Genomic DNA, 17,003 nt, shown 5'->3' with positions numbered 1-17,003 from the left:
GCTGAAATTCCTCCCAAGAAGTAGGCCGCAGAGGTGCGTGTCCCTGGCAACGGGGACACGCACTTTCTTGCCGCGTGAGATCTTCGTGGAAGGCGTTGACGCGTTCGACGCGGGCGCGAAGCCATTCACGGCCGAAAATTTCCTGCTGGTTGAACAAGCCGCAGAGCGGGCATTGCAATGCGCTTGAAGATCATCGGCTCGGCGGCAGGCGGCGGCTTTCCGCAATGGAATTGCAACTATCGCCTGAGCCGCGCGGCTCGCAGCGGGGTGGCTGGCGTGCATTCGCGAACCCAATCAAGCATCGCCGCGTCAGCGGACGGGGCCGGCTGGGTTCTCTTCAACGCCTCGCCCGATATTCGCCAACAGATTGCGCAAACGCCCGAATTGCAGCCCGCGCTCGATGCGCCGCTGCGTTCGACGCCTATCCGTGCGGTGGTGCTGACCAATGCCGATGTCGATCATGTCGCCGGCCTGCTCAGCCTGCGTGAGCGGCAGCCTTTCGCTATCTATGCAACGACACAGGTTCTGGCGACGCTGGAGGCGAATTCGATTTTCAATGTTCTCGATCCGTCGCTCGTGCCGCGACGCATCTTACCGCCGGGAGAAGAACTGGCGATCTGCGATGCAGACGGCCACGACACCGGCGTTGCTGTCGAGAGCTTTCCCGTGCCCGGGAAGATAGCGCTCTATCTCGAGGAAAGAAGCCAGCCGGACGCCAATTTCAGCTCCGACGCCGGCGACACGATTGGCGTCCGTATCGCCGGCGCCGGCCGGCGCGGCTCCGTCTTCTATATACCGGGCTGCGCGCGCATCGATGCGACCTTGCGCGCGCGCCTAGCCAATGCCGCCTGCCTTCTGTTCGACGGCACGGTCTACATGGACGACGAGATGATTGCTGCCGGCGTCGGTCAAAAAACCGGTGCGCGCATGGGGCATCTGGCAATGTCGGGAGACGCGGGTTCGATCGCCGGCTTGGCCGATGTGAGGATCGGACGCCGTGTCTTCGTCCATATCAACAACACCAATCCTGTTCTGGACGAGAATTCCGCCGAACACGCAGCGGTCAAAGCGGCTGGCTGGGAAGTCGCCCGCGACGGGATGGAGATGGAATTTTGAACGATTTCCACGACGCGGCCAGGAACGGCCTGTCCTCCAGCGAGCTCGAAGCCGTGCTGCGGCAGGTCGGTGCCGAGCGCTATCACAACCGCCATCCTTTCCATCACAGGATGACCAGCGGTGCGCTGTCGAGGACCGAGATGCAGGCTTGGGCGCTGAACCGCTATTGCTATCAGGCTGTCATCCCGCGCAAGGATGCCATGATCCTCGCACATGCCGAGGATCCGGCGTTTCGCGCCGCCTGGCGCAAACGCATCGAAGACCACGACGGCGAGGACGGCTGGAGCGGCGGCATTGCGCGCTGGCTGCATCTGGCGACCTCGCTCGGTCTCGATGCCGATGCGGTGAAGAGCGAAAGGCTGGCGCTGCCGGCGACACGTTTCGCGGTCGGCGCTTACCTCTCCTTTTGCACGAACCGGACGCTGTTCGAGGCGGTCGCCTCGTCGCTGACCGAGATGTTCTCGCCGCTCATCATCGGCGAGCGGGTGCCGGCGATGCTGGCCAAATATGATTACATCACAGAGGATACGCTGGCCTATTTCAACCGACGGCCCGAACAGGCCTCGCGCGACGCCGACTTCGCCCTCGCTTACGTGCTCGGCCATGCCGACACGGCGGAACGCCAGCAGCAGGCGATCGATGCGCTGGTGTTCAAATGCGATATACTCTGGGCCATGCTCGACGCGCTTCAACACGCCTATGGCGAGCCGGGAAACATACCGCCCGGCGCCTTTCGTCCGGAGGCAGCCCTATGATGGCGCTGCGCGAAAGAGCCATTGTGTCGCCGCAGTCGGTGCCATCGCTGCCGAAGCACGTGCGCATACAGCACGACCCGGTGCGGCAGGCGTTCGCCGTGCTTTCGCCCGAGAAAATATTTTGGCCGAACGACATCAGCCTCGACATATTGCGCCGCTGCGATGGGCGATCCACGGTCGGCCACATCATTGCCGACCTTGCGGCGGAATATGACGCCGAACAGGAGGCCGTGGCCGCCGACGTCGTCGCCTTCCTGCAGGAATGGTCGGACAAGCTGCTGGTGAAGCTATGAGCGAGCCCCTTCTCCCTCCGATCGGCATGCTGGCGGAACTGACGCATCGCTGCCCGCTGCAATGCCCTTATTGCTCCAATCCGCTCGAATTGCTGAAGGCCAATCGCGAACTCGACACACAGACCTGGCTCGACCTGTTCTTGCAGGCGGCCGATCTCGGCGTTCTCCAGGTGCATCTGTCCGGCGGTGAACCGACGCTGCGTCGCGACCTCGAGCAATTGATCGCCGGGCTTTCGGCGCGCGGGGTCTACACCAACCTGATCACCGCCGGCGTCGGCATTGCCGAAGGCCGCATCGAGGCGTTTGCCGAAGCCGGGCTCGACCATCTGCAGCTGAGCTTTCAAGGCGCACGGCCGGCGACCACCGACCGCATCGGCAACCACAAAGGCGGCCACGAAAAGAAGCTGGAGACGGCACGCCGGGCTCGCGCGGCCGGCCTGCCGCTCACCATCAACGCGCCGATCCATCGCCACAACATCGAGGAGGTGCCGGAATTCATCGATCTAGCGCTTTCACTGGGCGCGGAGCGGCTCGAGATCGCCAACGTGCAGTATGCGGGCTGGGCGCTGACCAATCGCGATCAACTGATGCCTGAGCGCGATGCAGTTGAACGGCAGGCGGAGATCGTCGCGGCGGCACGCGAACGGCTGACCGGCATCATGAACATCGATTTCGTCCCGCCGGATTATTTCGCCATCTATCCCAAGCCGTGCATGGGTGGCTGGGCGCGAGACGCCTTCATGGTGACGCCGGACGGCACCGTGCTGCCATGCCATGCCGCGCAGACCATCCCGTCGCTCAGCTTCGAGCGTTTTGGACCGCGCAGCCTGGCCGATATCTGGACCGATTCGCCAGCATTCAATGCCTTTCGCGGCACCGACTGGATGCAGCAGCCCTGCCGCAGCTGCGAACGGCGTGAAATCGACTGGGGCGGCTGCCGCTGCCAGGCGATGGCGATCGCCGGCGATGCCGCCGCGACGGACCCGGCTTGCGCGAAATCGCCAATCCATGGGCGCATGGCAATGCTGATCGACGAAGCCCAGCGTGCTGCGGCAGTTCCTTCGAAGGACGAACAATTCGTCTACCGGCGGATCGGCGTCGTGACCGAGCCCGCCTGACGCGCTCTTCTATTCCGCGGTCTCGCGCTCGCGCACCGCGTCGGCGAAAGCCAGCGCATCGCGGTTGACCGCGACATTGTGCACGCGAAAGATCGAAGCGCCCTTCAACCGCAGGATGACGCTTGTCGCCGCTGTGCCGACGTCGCGCCCCTCGTCAGTTCCGCCGACCAGGTGACGGGCAAGACGCTTGCGTGACGTGCCGACCAGCAATGGAAAACCGAGAGCGCGCAATTCGCCGAAGCGAGCCATGAGCTCAAGGTTTTCCTCTCCATCCTTGGCGAAGGCGAAGCCCGGGTCCAGCACGATCCGATCATCCGGGATGCCGGCATGGCGCGCGATCTCCAGCGATCTGTTCAGGAACAGGAACTGGTCGGCGATCACATCCGCCAGTTTTTCACGGCCGCGCCCGGTGTGCATGATGACGAGGCCGGCGCCGGTTTCCGCCGCGACATGCGCGATGTCGGGTTCGCGCTGCAGGCCATGCACGTCGTTGACGATATGTGCGCCCGCCGCGACCGCCAGACGCGCCGTCTCGGCCCGATAGGTGTCGACCGAAACCAGGCTGCCGCCGTCGGACGACAGCGCCTCGACGACCGGCAGGATGCGCGATTGTTCCTCGCGCGCCGAAACGGCCCCGGCGCCGGGCCGGGTGGACTCGCCGCCGACATCGATGATCGCCGCACCCTCGCCGATCATGCGCCGCGCCTGCTGGATCGCCCGCTCCGGCCGATCGAATTCTCCCCCGTCGGAAAAACTGTCGGGCGTGACGTTCAAAATCCCCATCAGCAACGATCTCGCGCCAAGATCGAGATGCCGTCCATGAGCAATGTGCCAGCGCATCATGCATCAACCTTCTGTCATATCAGAATCCATTCGCGACACGATTGTCACTCACACGATCGCGGTTTCCTCATCTACCTATGCTCGTGAAACAAAAAGGAGCCTAGCAATGACCAAGGAAGCGATCAGCTTTACTTACTATATCGTTTCGACGCCGGGAAAGGTGTTTGAGGCCATAACGAAACCAGACCTCGCACGGCGCTACTGGGGCCACGAGAACGTCTCTGACTGGAAGCCCGGTTCGAGCTGGGAGCATATCCGCGCCAATGATGAGCGGAGCGTCGAGCTCGTCGGCAAAGTCATCGAGGTCTCCGCGCCGACCCGTCTCGTCATCACCTGGGCAAACGCTTCGCAAGCGTCCGATCCGGCGAGCTACAGCCGGGTGACCTTCGAGGTCGAGGAATACGAGGCCATGGTCCGGCTGACCGTCACCCATGACGAGCTCGAAGCCGGCAGCGGGATGGCGAACGGCATCAAGCGCGGCTGGCCGATCGTCCTCTCCAGCCTGAAATCCTTCCTCGAAACGGGTCAAGCGATCGATGTCTTCGCGAAGCCGCGCGCGTCCGAACGGGCGGCCTGACCGCGAAACAGGGAGCCGAGCACATGAGCACTCTCTACACCGGCGGATGCGCGTGCGGCGCGGTTCGCTACGAGGCTAAGGCAACCCCCATCTTCGAGAACCACTGCCACTGCCGTGATTGCCAGAAAAGAAGCGGCACCGGTCATGGATCCTATCTGACGTTTTCGTCGCGAGCGGACGTGACGATCACCGGCACGACGACGGAGTGGCGTGTTGCGGCGGACAACGGGAATGTGAAAATCCATTCCTTCTGCCCGGTCTGCGGAACCCCTGTCTACCTGACATACACCGCCATGCCGGACCCGATCACGGTCCATGCAGCAAGCCTTGACGATCCGGGCCGGTTCAATCCGACCGTGGTGACTTACGGTATCCGGGCCCTCCCCTGGGACACGATGGAAACCGGGTTGAAGACGTTCGAGAAGATGCCATCAGGCTAACCGGCGGTCAGCGAGCGTGACGCACATCGTCCGAAGTATCGCTTATGATGGGGGTCGTCCGAGCGCTCTGGTGAATATTAGCGCATTTGATAGTATCGCTCCCACTCCGCCAGCCAAGGCACCGTAGCATGTCGGAAAAGCGTCGAGTAGAGCCTCCAATCGTGGCCCTTGCCAAGGGCGTTCTGAGCAAGGACGACAGTAGTGTGTCCGACGTTCGCGGCGAGCGGCGCGTTATGACAGCTCTCTGTTATGATCTGGTCGGATCAACTGACCTGCTCGCAGTTCTGGATATCGAGGACTATGAAGAACTGATGTCGGCCTTTCGGCGTGCGGCAAGACAGGCAATCTCATCGTACTCGGGCGTTGTCGTGAGCGAGGCCGGCGACGGCGGTGTCGCACTTTTTCCAGCAGAGATGGAGGCAAAGGACGCGGCTTCGCAAGCGATCCGGGCAGGACTCGAAATCATTGAAGCGTGCAAGCGGGTCGGGCTGGAGAAAGACCATACGGACCTACATGTTCGGGTCGGGATTGCTACATCCATGACCCTCGTTCACGGGGACGGCGGTGACCCGGCGCATGCCAGCGTCACGGGCCCTGCTTTGGCCATGGCGACGCGGCTCCAGGCTATGGCTCATCCGGATGCAATATTGGTGTCCGATGAGACCCGAAATCTGGCGCGGCGGTCCCACGTTTTCAGTTTTCGTGGCATTCACGTTATTAGGGGTTTCGCGGAGCCGCAGCGGACTTGGCGTGCCATCAGCCACAAGCGGGACGTTGACCGCTTCTTCGCCTTCGGGCGCTTGAACAATACGTTTATAGGCCGTGGGGACGAACTGGCCACCATCGCCGCATGTTGGCATGATGCCGTCGCCGGCAAGGGCGGCGTCATTTTAGTTCAGGGTGAGGCCGGTATCGGCAAGTCTCGCCTGCTTTATGAAGTCCGCAAGAGGACACGCTTTCAGCGGGCAAAATTGCTGCTTTTTCAATGTCAGCCCGGCGGCTCCCACTCGGCCCTTTATCCTCTGCTGCAAAATGTTCGGAGTGACCTCGCTGGCAAAGAGGGTCGGCTGGAGACTTCAGACGTAGCGGAGGTCTTCGCAAATCAAGGCGTTCACGATGACGAAGTGGTCGACATCTTCTCGTTTCTACTTGGGGCTGAAGGATCGAATCCCGCTCTGAAGGAGGCTGATCTCAAGGTCATCCGGGAGAAAGCCGCCTGGGCAGTTCGCAGAAGCATAGAAGCCATATGCGAACGCGGACCACTCATCCTGGTGGTCGAAGACATACATTGGATCGACCTCACGTCGAGGCAATTGCTGGCGGAACTTGCACTCTTCATTCATCGGGTGCCCGTGCTTCTCATAATGACTGCGCGACCTGGATCTGAGACTTTTTCAGGGTTCCGGGACTTGCCGCATATTACTCTGAAGCCGCTCGATCGCGAGGAAACACGACAGGCAATCATGGCCATGCGGCCGGAAATCGGGTCAGCCGCGCATTCGGAACTCATTAGCATGGTGGAGGAGGTAACCGGGGGCGTGCCTCTTTTCATCGAGGAAATCTGCCAATGGATCGCCGAGAATGCAGCCTCCATAACGGATCGCCTTGCGCCAGCTGGCTCATCGAGCCGAATATCGGTGTTTGAAGGCATCCTTCAAGCCAGGCTGGAAGCCTTGGGCCCTGCAAAGGATGTGGCACGAGCGGCCGCCGTCGCCGGCAATCGTTTCAATCTGGAATTGCTCCAGAAGCTGTCGCCGGAATACAGTGACGAGACGATCGGGAATGCACTGGACACCCTCATCGAGGCGGGATTCCTGATCCGGGTCAGGCCTTCTGGCGAGCCCGACTATGGATTTCGTCATGCCCTGATCCGGGAGACAATCTACAATGCATTGCTGCGGAGGAGACGGCAGGCCCTCCATCAGTCGCTCTTCTCCGCTGTCGGCTGCGACCGAAATCTGGCCCCGTGGCTGGGTACGGCTGAACTGGCAGAACATGCTGAACGCGCTGGCCTAATCGAGGAAGCGATCGATCAGTTTGTGATCGCAGGCACGGAAAGCTCGTCCCGCTCGGCAATGGCGGAAGCAAGGCAGATACTCGAACATGCTTTGGGGCTCTGCGAGCGGGTTGCCGCGACCGACACGCGAGACGCGCTGCGGCTATCGGCAATGGTCGTGCTCGGTCCCATCCTGACCGCTGTCGAGGGGCCGAACTCGGCGCCCGCCCGCAAATTATACGAGGACGGCGTGGTGATCGCCCGGCGGCGGCCGGTAGCCGAACGGGCCAAGTGGTTCCCGATCTACTGGGGCTGGTGGTTCACCGATACCGTCATGGACGGCGAGCGCGCGGAAGTCGTGCTCAGCGATCTCAGGGATGTCGAGGATGCCGAAGTGCAACTCCAGGCCAGGCATTGCGTGTGGGCCATCGACTTCAATCTTGGCCGTCACGACCGCTGCATCGCGGCCGTCGACGTCGGGCTTTCGCTCTATGAGCACGGCCAGGGCAAAGCGAATGCTGCGTTGTTCGGCGGGCATGACGCGAGGGTCTGCGGGCTCGCTCACCGCGCCTTGTCCTTGTGGTTCGTCGGAAAGCCGGCAAGCGCGATCCATTCGATGTCGGAAGCCAGGAGCTGGGCGCAGCAAACCGGACATGCCGGCAGCATCGCGCATGCCTACCTCAACGAGGCGATGCTGCATTGCTATCGCCGCGATTTTTCGGCGCTGCGAAGCGTGATAGCGGATCTGCGCCATTTGACGGAGCGCCATCATATGCCCGCCCTCGTCGCCGCAGCGCAAATCTTCGAAGGCTGGTGCGACGGCAACGCCGGCCAGATCGAGAGCGGCAGGGAAAAAATGCGGCAAGGTCTTGGCCTCCATGGCGAGCTCCAGACACCTGAGGACGAACCGGTCTATTGCGGCATGCTGGCAGAGCTTTTGACACGAACTGCCGAGGTCGATGAGGCGCTCGCGCTGCTGGGCTCGGCTGTGGCGCAGGCCGAGGCCGGCGGCAGCCGCTTCTGGCTGGCAGAGCTCTACCGGCGAAGGGCGGAGCTACTTCTTCTCCAGGGCGACGCGGAGGCGGACGTGATCGCTGCCCTCGAAAAGAGCATCGCCATAGCCGCGGAGCAAAGCGCGGTGCCTTTCCTCGTCAGTGCATACGAGACCCTTCAATCATCAGGCCTGTCACCTGAACTGTCGTCGCGCTATCGCGACCGGGTCGAACGTGCGAAATCCGCTCTCGAGCCGGGCGCCGCACTGATCGTCAATCCCGAACCGGCTGTTCGGCACTAGCCGGCCCTGCAAGGGCATCCGCGATGCTGGAACGATATGAACGCCTGGGTCCGCCGCCCGACGAGGCGCTGGCGCGGTTGATAAAGATGCGCGAAGCCCTGGGCATCACGCGGATCGCAGACATTACCGGGCTCGACCAGCTCGGCATCCCCGTCGTGCAGGTGACAAGGCCTTTCTCGCTCTCCAACGCAGTCGCGCAAGGCAAAGGCGCCACCCTGGCGCAAGCCGCCATATCGGCCATGCTGGAATCGGCTGAGAGCTTCTTTGCAGAGCAGGTGGCGAATTTCAACACAGTCGTCGGCTGCGCCGATCAATTGGGCATCCCGCCCGATCGTTTCGAAAGCCATCTCCAGGACGGCACCGCGCCCGGATGGCGCGGCAGGGAGACGGCGTGGGTAGCCGCCGACAATCTTCTCACCGGCAGCCGCGACCTGGTCCCGTTCGAGCTCGTGCACACCGCATATGTGCTGCCGTCACTGCCCCACGACGGCATTTTCGCGGCATCGACGAGCGGTCTGGCCGCAGGCTTCGAGGAGCCGGATGCCATCGTTCATGGCATGCTCGAATGCATCGAACGCGACGCGATCGCCACGGCATACCGGACCCACGGTTTTTTCCACCGTCAACGCATCGATCCCGAGACGATCGATGATCCGTCGCTCCGCGATCTCCTGGAGACTTTGGCGGCCAAAAACGTGCTGGTCGGCCTTTGGCAAGCTCTGTCGCCGTTGGGCATACCGGTGGTGTGGTGTCATCTGCTGGAAGACGAACCGACGGAAACGGTCCTTCTGGATCATCCGGCTGATGGTTCGGCTGCCGGTTTCAGTCCCGCCGGCGCGGCGGCGCACGCCATCTACGAAGCGGCCCAGGCCCGTCTGGCGGCGATCTCGGGCGCGCGCGATGACCTGACGCGCGCGTTCTATCCGAAATACCCCGATCGGCAGATGATCGCAGCGCATCGCCGGCTCCTCCGCGACGGCCCGCGCAGCGTGGATTTCCGTGCGCTCGCCGAGCAGAAGTTCAATACGGCGTCGGACCGGCTGTCGGTCCTCCTGGCAATTCTCGAAGAGAGAGGGTTCGATGCAGTTCACCTGGTCCGGGTGATAACGAAACCCCTCGACGCCCTGTCGGTTGTCAGGATCGTCATCCCTGCCTTGCAGCCGCTCTTGCAGGGATAGAGACCATGCGCCCGAAACTAGTCTTCACCGGCCCTACCCTGTCCCATGCCGACGCGTTGAACGTCGTCGAAGCGGTCTGCCTTCCCCCGGCCGTGCAAGGCTCGATCGTTTCGGCCGTGCAGCGTTTCGACCCGAGTGCGATCCTCATCATCGACGGCGGTTTTCAGGCCGAGCCGGCGGTTCGGCACAAGGAAATCCTGTGGGCCCTCAGCCGCGGCATTCATGTCGTCGGCGCGGCCAGCATGGGTGCCCTTCGAGCAGCCGAGCTGTTCCCCCATATGCAAGGCGTCGGACTTATCTACCGATGGTATCGCCGCTTCGCCTTTGCACCCGACGACGCAGTAGCGGTATTGCATGGACCGGCCGAGGTGAATTTCGCTCAATTGACGCATGCGCTGATTGACCTGCGCCGGACCCTTCGCGCTGCTTGCCGGCGCGGCGTGATTTCACCCGAACAGCAGGCGAGGCTCGAGGGTGCGGCACAGGCCGTCAACTTTCGCGAGCGCACCCTGGCACGGATGGTCCGGGATGCACACGACGGCAAGGACGACGTCGAGAATTTGTGCAGGGAGCTCGGCGCGGCTTTCGTCCAGCAAAAAAAGCAAGATGCCCTGCGGGCACTCGAACTTCTGCGGGAGCGAGCATTTGAGAAAGCGCAGCCCATGCCGGAATTGCAGCTAACCTCGGCCTTCTCCAAGGATATGGATGATGCGGGGCTGGCGCTGTAGGCCCTGACCTCTTGGCGGCTCACGATTTACGCAACGTAAGCGCCGTGATAGCGTGGTAGCGTGAGAGGGAGCCAAGCAATTGGACGCGGTCGATCGTGTCGTTGCGCAAGATGCGTTGCTGGGAACACGGTTCCTGGTATACCCGCAGGTCCCTCACCTTTCGGGTTACGCAACACCCGAAACAGTATGGATTTCTACTCCACCCGATCTGATCCGCTCCGGCCCGGAAGATCACCGCATCTACGTTCGCGATTCGCTCCTCGACAAGGAGCCTTACGACTACCCTTATCTGCCACCGTTTGTCGGCGAAATCTTTCCGCCTGCAGAGGCTGGCTTTGACGGCCATTTCGATCAGCTTTCCCTGACATCGCGGCAGTTCCTTTCTGCGCACGCTTTCGCCTCGGTCAGCCGCGTGCTGGATATCTGGGAAAGCTACCTCGGCAAACCGATTGTCTGGTATTTTGCCGAGACGTACGAGCGGCTCGAAATCATCCCCTTCGTCGACTGGGAGAATGCGCAATCGGGCTATGGCTATCTGGAACTCGGCCGCGAGCGCGGCATCGACGGAGGCAACTATCCCTATGCGCTCAACTTCGATGTGATCGCACATGAGGTCGGCCACGCCATCTTGTTTTCGCTGTTCGGGACACCAGCAGGCGGCCTGACCCAAGGCGATTTCGGACCGTTCCACGAGGCCAGCTCGGATCTGGTCTCGCTCTTGTCCTTCCTGAATTTCGACAGCGGCATGGACCGGCTGCTGCGGCACTGCGATGGCAACCTGCTTGTTCTCAATGAATTGAACCGGATTGCCGAGCTCACTGGCGATCGGCAGATCCGCCTCGCCAGCAACGCACGCCGCATGTCGGAGCTGACGGCGGAAATCCATGACAGGTCACGGCCGTTCACTGGGGCTGTGTTCGACACGATCGTCGACGTCTACCACGCGGCACTGGTGCACGAGGGGTTGGCCGACGAGCGGCTGCTGGGGATCGATATCAAGGATGTCGACCAGTCCGACATGCAGCGCATCTCGGATTTCACGTCCCGCGCCTTTCGCGCTCGGCCCTTCATGTTCAAGAGCATGCTGATCAGAGCAAGGGACGAGGTGGCTCTCGCCCTTGCGCAGGCGTGGCCACGCCTCGATGCGGATGACCTGACCTTCGAGAATGCCGCTGCCACGCTGGTCGATGTCAGCGACCGGGTGGCGCCCGCGCTTGCGGAAAAGTTTGAAGAAAACTTCAGATGGCGAGAGATTCTATGAACTGATCGATTGCAACAAAAAGGAGCGAGGAAAATGAGCGACGACTATCACCGACCGACACTGACGTTTCCCAAGGGTGCCTACAACGCAACACAGGTACGCCTTTATGGTATAACGCCGCAAAGCGAACAATTCAAATTTGCAGATGCAAATAATATTGAAAGTGCAGATAAAAAGATTAGGATAAAGACTGCTGCATCAAAATCAGATTTAGTTGTCATCGACACAAAATCGAAGATCGGGACAGTATTTATCTACGCGGCAACGTGGGACAACGATAATCCAATATCGTGTGGGATTATTGTTGGGTATTCTTATGAAGGACACTGCTACGATCTCCCAAAGCCGAAACTTATGCTTATACCTGCCAACCCTCGAAGCGTCCCTACGGACGACTGCGGTTATAATCTGAAGGAGGATCTCGACACTAAAGAAAAATATAAGCTGTGGATTGTCGACAAACTCGACCAATGCGTGGAATTCGAAGTGAACCAGGGCTTTGTCGAACAGATCGTCCTCGAGGCGAACCTTCCAGGCAAGCGCTCACCGACGATGTACGCATCCAAGATGACGATGGGACACCGTGGCGGAAAGCTGAACGACTAGAGCATTCTGTGATGTGACGGAATCGTGAGGGATTCCCAAAAACCCGCCTATTCGCACGTCGTTGCGGCCGATCACCGCACGCACTGCAGGGAGGTCTTTCAAAGCCAGAATTCTTGAGTTGGGTCTGCGTCCAGTGCTTTCGACGAGAAGGAGAAATTGACGGACAAACCGAACCAGTTTCACTGGAACGCCATGACGTTGGCAGAGATCGATGCATCTACTTGTGAAGAAGTATGTAAGTTTGGTGGTCAGTTCAAAAAATTGATTTGTGCGGCACACCCGCTGCCTAGATGTTACGACTTCGCATGAAGGGCCGATTACGAGGGGTAACCATGGTTCACACTGCATGCCTCCGCCACGATTCTCTGGCCGCCCCCTCCAGCAGAAACGTCCCTGCAAAATGGCTCGCCGCCGCGGCCTTCGCGGCGATTGGCTTGCTCGCGACCCCGGCCGCACAGGCGCAGGAAGCGCCTCCCGCGCCCGTCGTCACGGTAGCCAAGCCGGTGGTGCGCGATATCGTCGAGGACGATGAGTTCGTCGGCCGTTTCGAAGCCGTCGACCAGGTTTCGCTGCGCTCCCGCGTCGGCGGCTATCTCGACCAGGTCCATTTCCAGGACGGTACGCTGGTCAAGCAGGGCGACCTCCTGTTCACCATCGACCAGCGGCCGTTCAAGGCGGCGCTGAACCAGGCGCAGGCGCAGGTCGACTCGGCCAAGACCCTGGTCGAATTCAGCAAGATGCAGTTCGAGCGCGCCGAGACCCTGTCGCGCGAAGGCAACATACCGGTTTCGACACTGGACGACCGCCGCCGCGAATATCTCGCCGCCCAAGCGCAACTGGACGGCGCGGAGGCGGCACTTGAAAACGCAAGTCTCGATCTCGAATTCACCGAGATCAAGGCGCCGTTTTCCGGCCGGGTCAACCGCCGGCTCGTCTCGCCGGGCAATCTGGTGCAGGCCGACCAGACCGTGCTGACCACCATCGTCTCGATCGACCCGATCGACTTCTATTTCGACAACGATGAGCGGTCCTACTTCGCTTATGCGCGCGACGCCCGCGAGCGCGGCGGCGTCATGCAGGAGGGCGCCGGCGGCGTCGATGTTGTCGTCCGTGTCGCCGACCGTGATGAAGCGACGTTCAAGGGCAAGCTCGACTTCGCCGAGAACCGTCTGGACGAAGCTACCGGCACGATGCGGGTCAGGGCGCGCTTCGACAACAAGGACGGCGTGCTGCAGCCGGGCATGTTCGGCCGCATCAACGTGCCCGCCTCGCTGCCTCATCCGGGCGTGCTTCTGCCTGATGAGGCGATCGGCGCCGACCAGAACCGCCGCATCGTCTTCGTTGTCGACGAGGCAGGCCTGATCTCGGCCAAGCCGGTCCGCACCGGCCCGCGCATCGACGGCTATCGCGTTATCCGCGAGGGCCTCACCGGCAAAGAGACCGTGGTAATCAACGGGCTGGTGCGAGTGCGGCCGGGCGTCACCGTCAAGTCCGAGATGACCACGTTGCCGCCCAAGGTTGAAGCCGAAGGGCAGACGCAATGAACTTCGCCCATTTCTTCGTCAACCGCCCGATCTTCGCGGTGGTGCTGTCGATCGTGCTCGTGCTCGTCGGCGGCATCGCCTATACACAGCTTCCGGTCGCGCAATATCCCGAAATCGCGCCACCGACCATCGTGGTGCGCGCCTCCTATCCGGGCGCCGACGCCGAGACGGTCGCCGCGACCGTGGCGACGCCGATCGAACAGGAAATCAACGGCGTCGAGCACATGCTCTACATGTCGTCCTATTCCTCCGGCGAAGGCTCGATGTCGCTCACCATCACCTTCCGCCCCGGCACCGATCTCGACGCGGCGCAGGTGCTGGTCCAGAACCGCGTCTCGATCGCCGAAGCGCGCCTGCCGGAAGAGGTGCGCCGGCTCGGCATCACCACGGCGAAAAGTTCGCCCGACCTGATGATGGTCATCCACATGCTGTCGCCCGACGACACATATGATCAGCTCTACGTCTCGAATTATGCGCGTTCGCGCGTGCGCGACGTCCTGCTGAGACTGGACGGCGTCGGCGACGTGCAGATATTCGGCGAGCGCGAATATTCGCTGCGCGTCTGGCTAGACCCGGAAAAGCTGTCCGCCTACGGCATGACCGCAGGCGACGTAGTCCAGGCGCTGCGCGACCAGAACGTCCAGGTGTCGGGCGGCTCGATCGGCGCGCCACCGATTGGCGACGGCTCGGCCTTCCAGTATACGGTCACCACGCAAGGGCGCTTCGAAGACGCGCGCGACTTCCGCTACGTCATAGTCAAGTCGACCGAGGACGGCCGCTTGATCTCCCTGCAGGACGTGGCGCGCATAGAGCTCGGCGCCAGGGACTACGTCACCAATTCCTATCTCAACAACAAGGCGGCGGTGGCGCTCGGCATCTTCCAGCGGCCGGGCACCAATGCCTTGGCCTCGGCGGAAGAAATCCAGGAGACCATCGCGGAGCTTTCGGAGGATTTCCCGAAAGGGCTGGCCTACGAGATCATCTACAATCCGACCGAGTTCATCGCTGAATCTATCAACGAGGTCTATGTCACCATCGCCGAGGCGATCCTGCTGGTGGTGATCGTCATCGTAGTGTTCCTGCAGTCGTGGCGCATGGCGATCGTGCCGATCGTGGCGATACCGGTCTCGCTGATCGGCACGCTTGCCGTGCTGCTCGCCTTCGGCTTCTCGCTCAACATGCTCACTCTGTTCGGGCTGGTGCTGGCGGTCGGCATCGTTGTCGACGACGCCATCGTGGCTGTGGAAAATATCGAGCGGAACATCCGGCTGGGGCTCGCCCCGCGCGCCGCTGCGCACAAGACCATGGATGAAGTGGGAAACGCGGTCCTCGCGATCTCGCTGGTGCTGATCTCCGTCTTCGTTCCGGCGGCTTTCATTCCCGGGATTTCCGGCCAGTTCTACCTGCAGTTCGCCATCACCATCGCGGTCTCCACCGCGATCTCCGCATTCAACTCGCTGACGCTTTCGCCGGCTCTCGCTGGCGTGCTTTTCAAGCCGCACATCGAGGAACATTCGAACTTCTTCCTGGCAAGGTTCGGCCGCGCTCTGGCGAACGGATTCAACAACGGGTTCGACAGGGTGGCGGACGGCTATGCGTGGCTGGTGCACAGACTGGTCGGCACGACTCTGGCGCTTGCCGCCATGCTGCTCGTCTTCGCAGGCCTGCTCTACGCGACCTATCACATGCTGCAGACGGTGCCGCGCGGTTTCATCCCGAACATGGACCAGGGTTATGCGATCGTCGTCGTGCAATTGCCGGAGGGCTCTTCGCTCGCCCGAACGGACGCAATCATCCAGAAGGCGTCGGATATCATCCGCGAGACGCCGGGTGTCGCCAACGCCGTCGCCTTCGCAGGATTCAACGGCGCGACATTCACCAACGCCAGCAATTCCGGCGTGATCTTCGCGCCATTCAAGAGCTTCGAGGAACGGCTCGAGAGCGGCGATACTTCCGACAAGATCATCGGCACGCTGTTTGGCAGCCTGCAAAGCATCCAGGAGGCCTTCATCATCGCGCTGCCGCCGCCGCCAGTGCGGGGCATCGGCAACTCCGGCGGTTTCAAGATGATGCTCCAGGAGCGCAACAGCGCCGACATGCGGCCGATTCTGGCGCTGGCCAACGAAATCGCCGGCAAGGCCAACCAGACGCCCGGGTTGATGGGCGTCTTCACCACCTTCTCGGCCTCCAGCCCGCAATTCTTCCTGGCGATCGACCGCGACAAGGCGCGCATGCTGAACGTGCCGATCCCCAACATCTTCGAGACGCTGTCGATCAATCTAGGCACGGCCTACGTCAACGATTTCAATGCTTTCGGTCGCGTCTACCAAGTGCGGGCGCAAGCCGACCAGGCTTTCCGCATCGATCGCGACGACATATTGAAACTGAAGGTGCGCTCGGCGGCCGGCGACCTGGTGCCGCTCGGCACACTGGTCGAGATCCGCGACGTCACCGGTCCCTCGCTCGTCCAACGCTACAACATGTATGTCTCCGTGCCGCTTCAGGGCAATGCAGCGCCGGGTGTCGCCACGGGCACGGCGCTCGACCTGATGGAGGGGATCGCAGCCGAATCGCTGCCGCAGGGCACTTCCTTCGAATGGACTGAACTCGCCTTCCAGGAGCGGCAGACCGGCAACACGGCGGTGTTCATCTTCGGCCTGTCGGTTCTGTTCGTCTTTCTGGTGCTCGCCGCGCTATACGAAAGCTGGATTACGCCATTCGCGATCGTGCTTATCGTCCCGCTCAGCGTGCTGGCCGCCCTCTTGGGCGTCGCCTTCCGCGGTCTCGACAACAACATCCTCGTGCAGATCGGGCTGATCGTGCTCATCGGCCTGGCGGCGAAGAACGCGATCCTGATCGTCGAGTTCGCGCGCCAAGGTGAGGAGCGTGGCCTTGACGCCGTCGAGGCGGCTGTCGAGGCCTGCCGGCTGCGGCTGCGGCCGATCCTGATGACGGCATTCGCCTTCATCCTGGGCGTGGTGCCGCTAGTGATCGCCAGCGGGCCTGGCGCGGAAATGCGCCAATCGCTCGGCACGGCCGTGTTCTCCGGCATGCTGGGCGTGACATTGTTCGGCCTCTTCCTGACGCCGGTCTTCTACGTTGCTCTGCGCAGGACATTCCGGCGCAGGCGGCCTGAAGCCGGCCCGACCTTGGCTTCCGAGAGCGGCGCAGCCGAGTAGACGCCGAGCCGATGAGGCGCCGGGTTCAGACTGAAGCCGGACCGGCGGGTTCCCGAATCTCGCGGAGGGATGGAT

The 17,003-nt window shown here is 61.9% G+C and carries 14 protein-coding genes; 13 read left to right on the top strand and 1 reads right to left on the bottom strand.

The features are described from left to right. The first annotated feature begins 177 nt into the window (after positions 1–177). From pqqB to pqqE, 4 genes are read left to right on the top strand one after another with little or no spacing between them, the layout of a single operon-like run. Positions 178–1,116 carry a pyrroloquinoline quinone biosynthesis protein PqqB gene (pqqB, locus tag CIT25_RS31515; RefSeq protein ID WP_095488995.1) on the top strand — a complete coding sequence of 313 codons (939 nt, stop codon included), beginning with the start codon at positions 178–180 and terminating at the stop codon, positions 1,114–1,116. Then, entirely contained in the window at positions 1,113–1,871 is a 759-nt protein-coding gene (gene pqqC, locus CIT25_RS31510) for a pyrroloquinoline-quinone synthase PqqC (RefSeq protein WP_095488994.1), read from the top strand. Before pqqB ends, pqqC begins: the two co-directional genes overlap by 4 nt. After that, positions 1,868–2,164, top strand: a complete 297-nt coding sequence (gene pqqD / locus CIT25_RS31505) for a pyrroloquinoline quinone biosynthesis peptide chaperone PqqD (RefSeq protein ID WP_095488993.1) — start codon at positions 1,868–1,870, stop codon at positions 2,162–2,164. The genes pqqC and pqqD overlap by 4 nt, the downstream gene beginning before the upstream one ends. Then, positions 2,161–3,282 (top strand): pyrroloquinoline quinone biosynthesis protein PqqE, encoded by a 1,122-nt coding sequence (pqqE, locus tag CIT25_RS31500; protein WP_095488992.1) that lies wholly within the window; start codon positions 2,161–2,163, stop codon positions 3,280–3,282. The genes pqqD and pqqE overlap by 4 nt, the downstream gene beginning before the upstream one ends. A gap of 9 nt (positions 3,283–3,291) precedes the next feature. Here pqqE and folP read toward each other — a convergent pair whose 3' ends face one another. Next, positions 3,292–4,125: a dihydropteroate synthase gene (gene folP, locus CIT25_RS31495; protein WP_095488991.1), complete on the bottom strand. Its 834-nt coding sequence runs from the start codon at positions 4,123–4,125 to the stop codon at positions 3,292–3,294. A gap of 106 nt (positions 4,126–4,231) precedes the next feature. Here folP and CIT25_RS31490 point away from each other — a divergent pair, with 106 nt between their 5' ends. The 9 genes from CIT25_RS31490 to CIT25_RS31450 all read left to right on the top strand — a co-directional run bounded on the left by CIT25_RS31490 (position 4,232) and on the right by CIT25_RS31450 (position 16,928). After that, on the top strand, positions 4,232–4,702 hold the full coding sequence (locus CIT25_RS31490; protein WP_095488990.1) for an SRPBCC family protein: 471 nt from the start codon (positions 4,232–4,234) through the stop codon (positions 4,700–4,702). Between the two features lie 23 nt (positions 4,703–4,725). Then, positions 4,726–5,142, top strand: coding sequence for a GFA family protein (locus CIT25_RS31485; protein WP_095488989.1), 417 nt, complete (start codon positions 4,726–4,728; stop codon positions 5,140–5,142). Between the two features lie 128 nt (positions 5,143–5,270). Then, complete coding sequence (locus tag CIT25_RS31480; protein ID WP_095488988.1) at positions 5,271–8,432, top strand: ATP-binding protein; 3,162 nt, start codon at positions 5,271–5,273, stop codon at positions 8,430–8,432. 23 nt (positions 8,433–8,455) lie between these two features. Continuing rightward, the gene (locus CIT25_RS31475; RefSeq protein ID WP_095488987.1) at positions 8,456–9,610 is read left to right on the top strand and encodes a YcaO-like family protein; all 1,155 of its coding nucleotides are present in this window, start codon (positions 8,456–8,458) and stop codon (positions 9,608–9,610) included. 56 nt (positions 9,611–9,666) lie between these two features. Next, positions 9,667–10,338, top strand: coding sequence for a TfuA-like protein (locus CIT25_RS31470; protein WP_158302700.1), 672 nt, complete (start codon positions 9,667–9,669; stop codon positions 10,336–10,338). 79 nt (positions 10,339–10,417) lie between these two features. After that, positions 10,418–11,599 (top strand): gluzincin family metallopeptidase, encoded by a 1,182-nt coding sequence (locus CIT25_RS31465; RefSeq protein WP_095488985.1) that lies wholly within the window; start codon positions 10,418–10,420, stop codon positions 11,597–11,599. Between the two features lie 33 nt (positions 11,600–11,632). Next, positions 11,633–12,205 (top strand): hypothetical protein, encoded by a 573-nt coding sequence (locus CIT25_RS36630; RefSeq protein WP_158302699.1) that lies wholly within the window; start codon positions 11,633–11,635, stop codon positions 12,203–12,205. 434 nt (positions 12,206–12,639) lie between these two features. Beyond that, positions 12,640–13,749, top strand: a complete 1,110-nt coding sequence (locus tag CIT25_RS31455; RefSeq protein WP_245330079.1) for an efflux RND transporter periplasmic adaptor subunit — start codon at positions 12,640–12,642, stop codon at positions 13,747–13,749. Further along, entirely contained in the window at positions 13,746–16,928 is a 3,183-nt protein-coding gene (locus CIT25_RS31450; protein WP_095488983.1) for an efflux RND transporter permease subunit, read from the top strand. Before CIT25_RS31455 ends, CIT25_RS31450 begins: the two co-directional genes overlap by 4 nt. Positions 16,929–17,003: the final 75 nt, after the last annotated feature.

It is taken from the genome of Mesorhizobium mediterraneum, from assembly GCF_002284565.1.
Lineage (GTDB): Bacteria > Pseudomonadota > Alphaproteobacteria > Rhizobiales > Rhizobiaceae > Mesorhizobium > Mesorhizobium mediterraneum.
The sequence above is the reverse complement of the archived record's forward strand: the minus strand, read 5'-3'. Positions and strand labels throughout refer to the sequence as shown.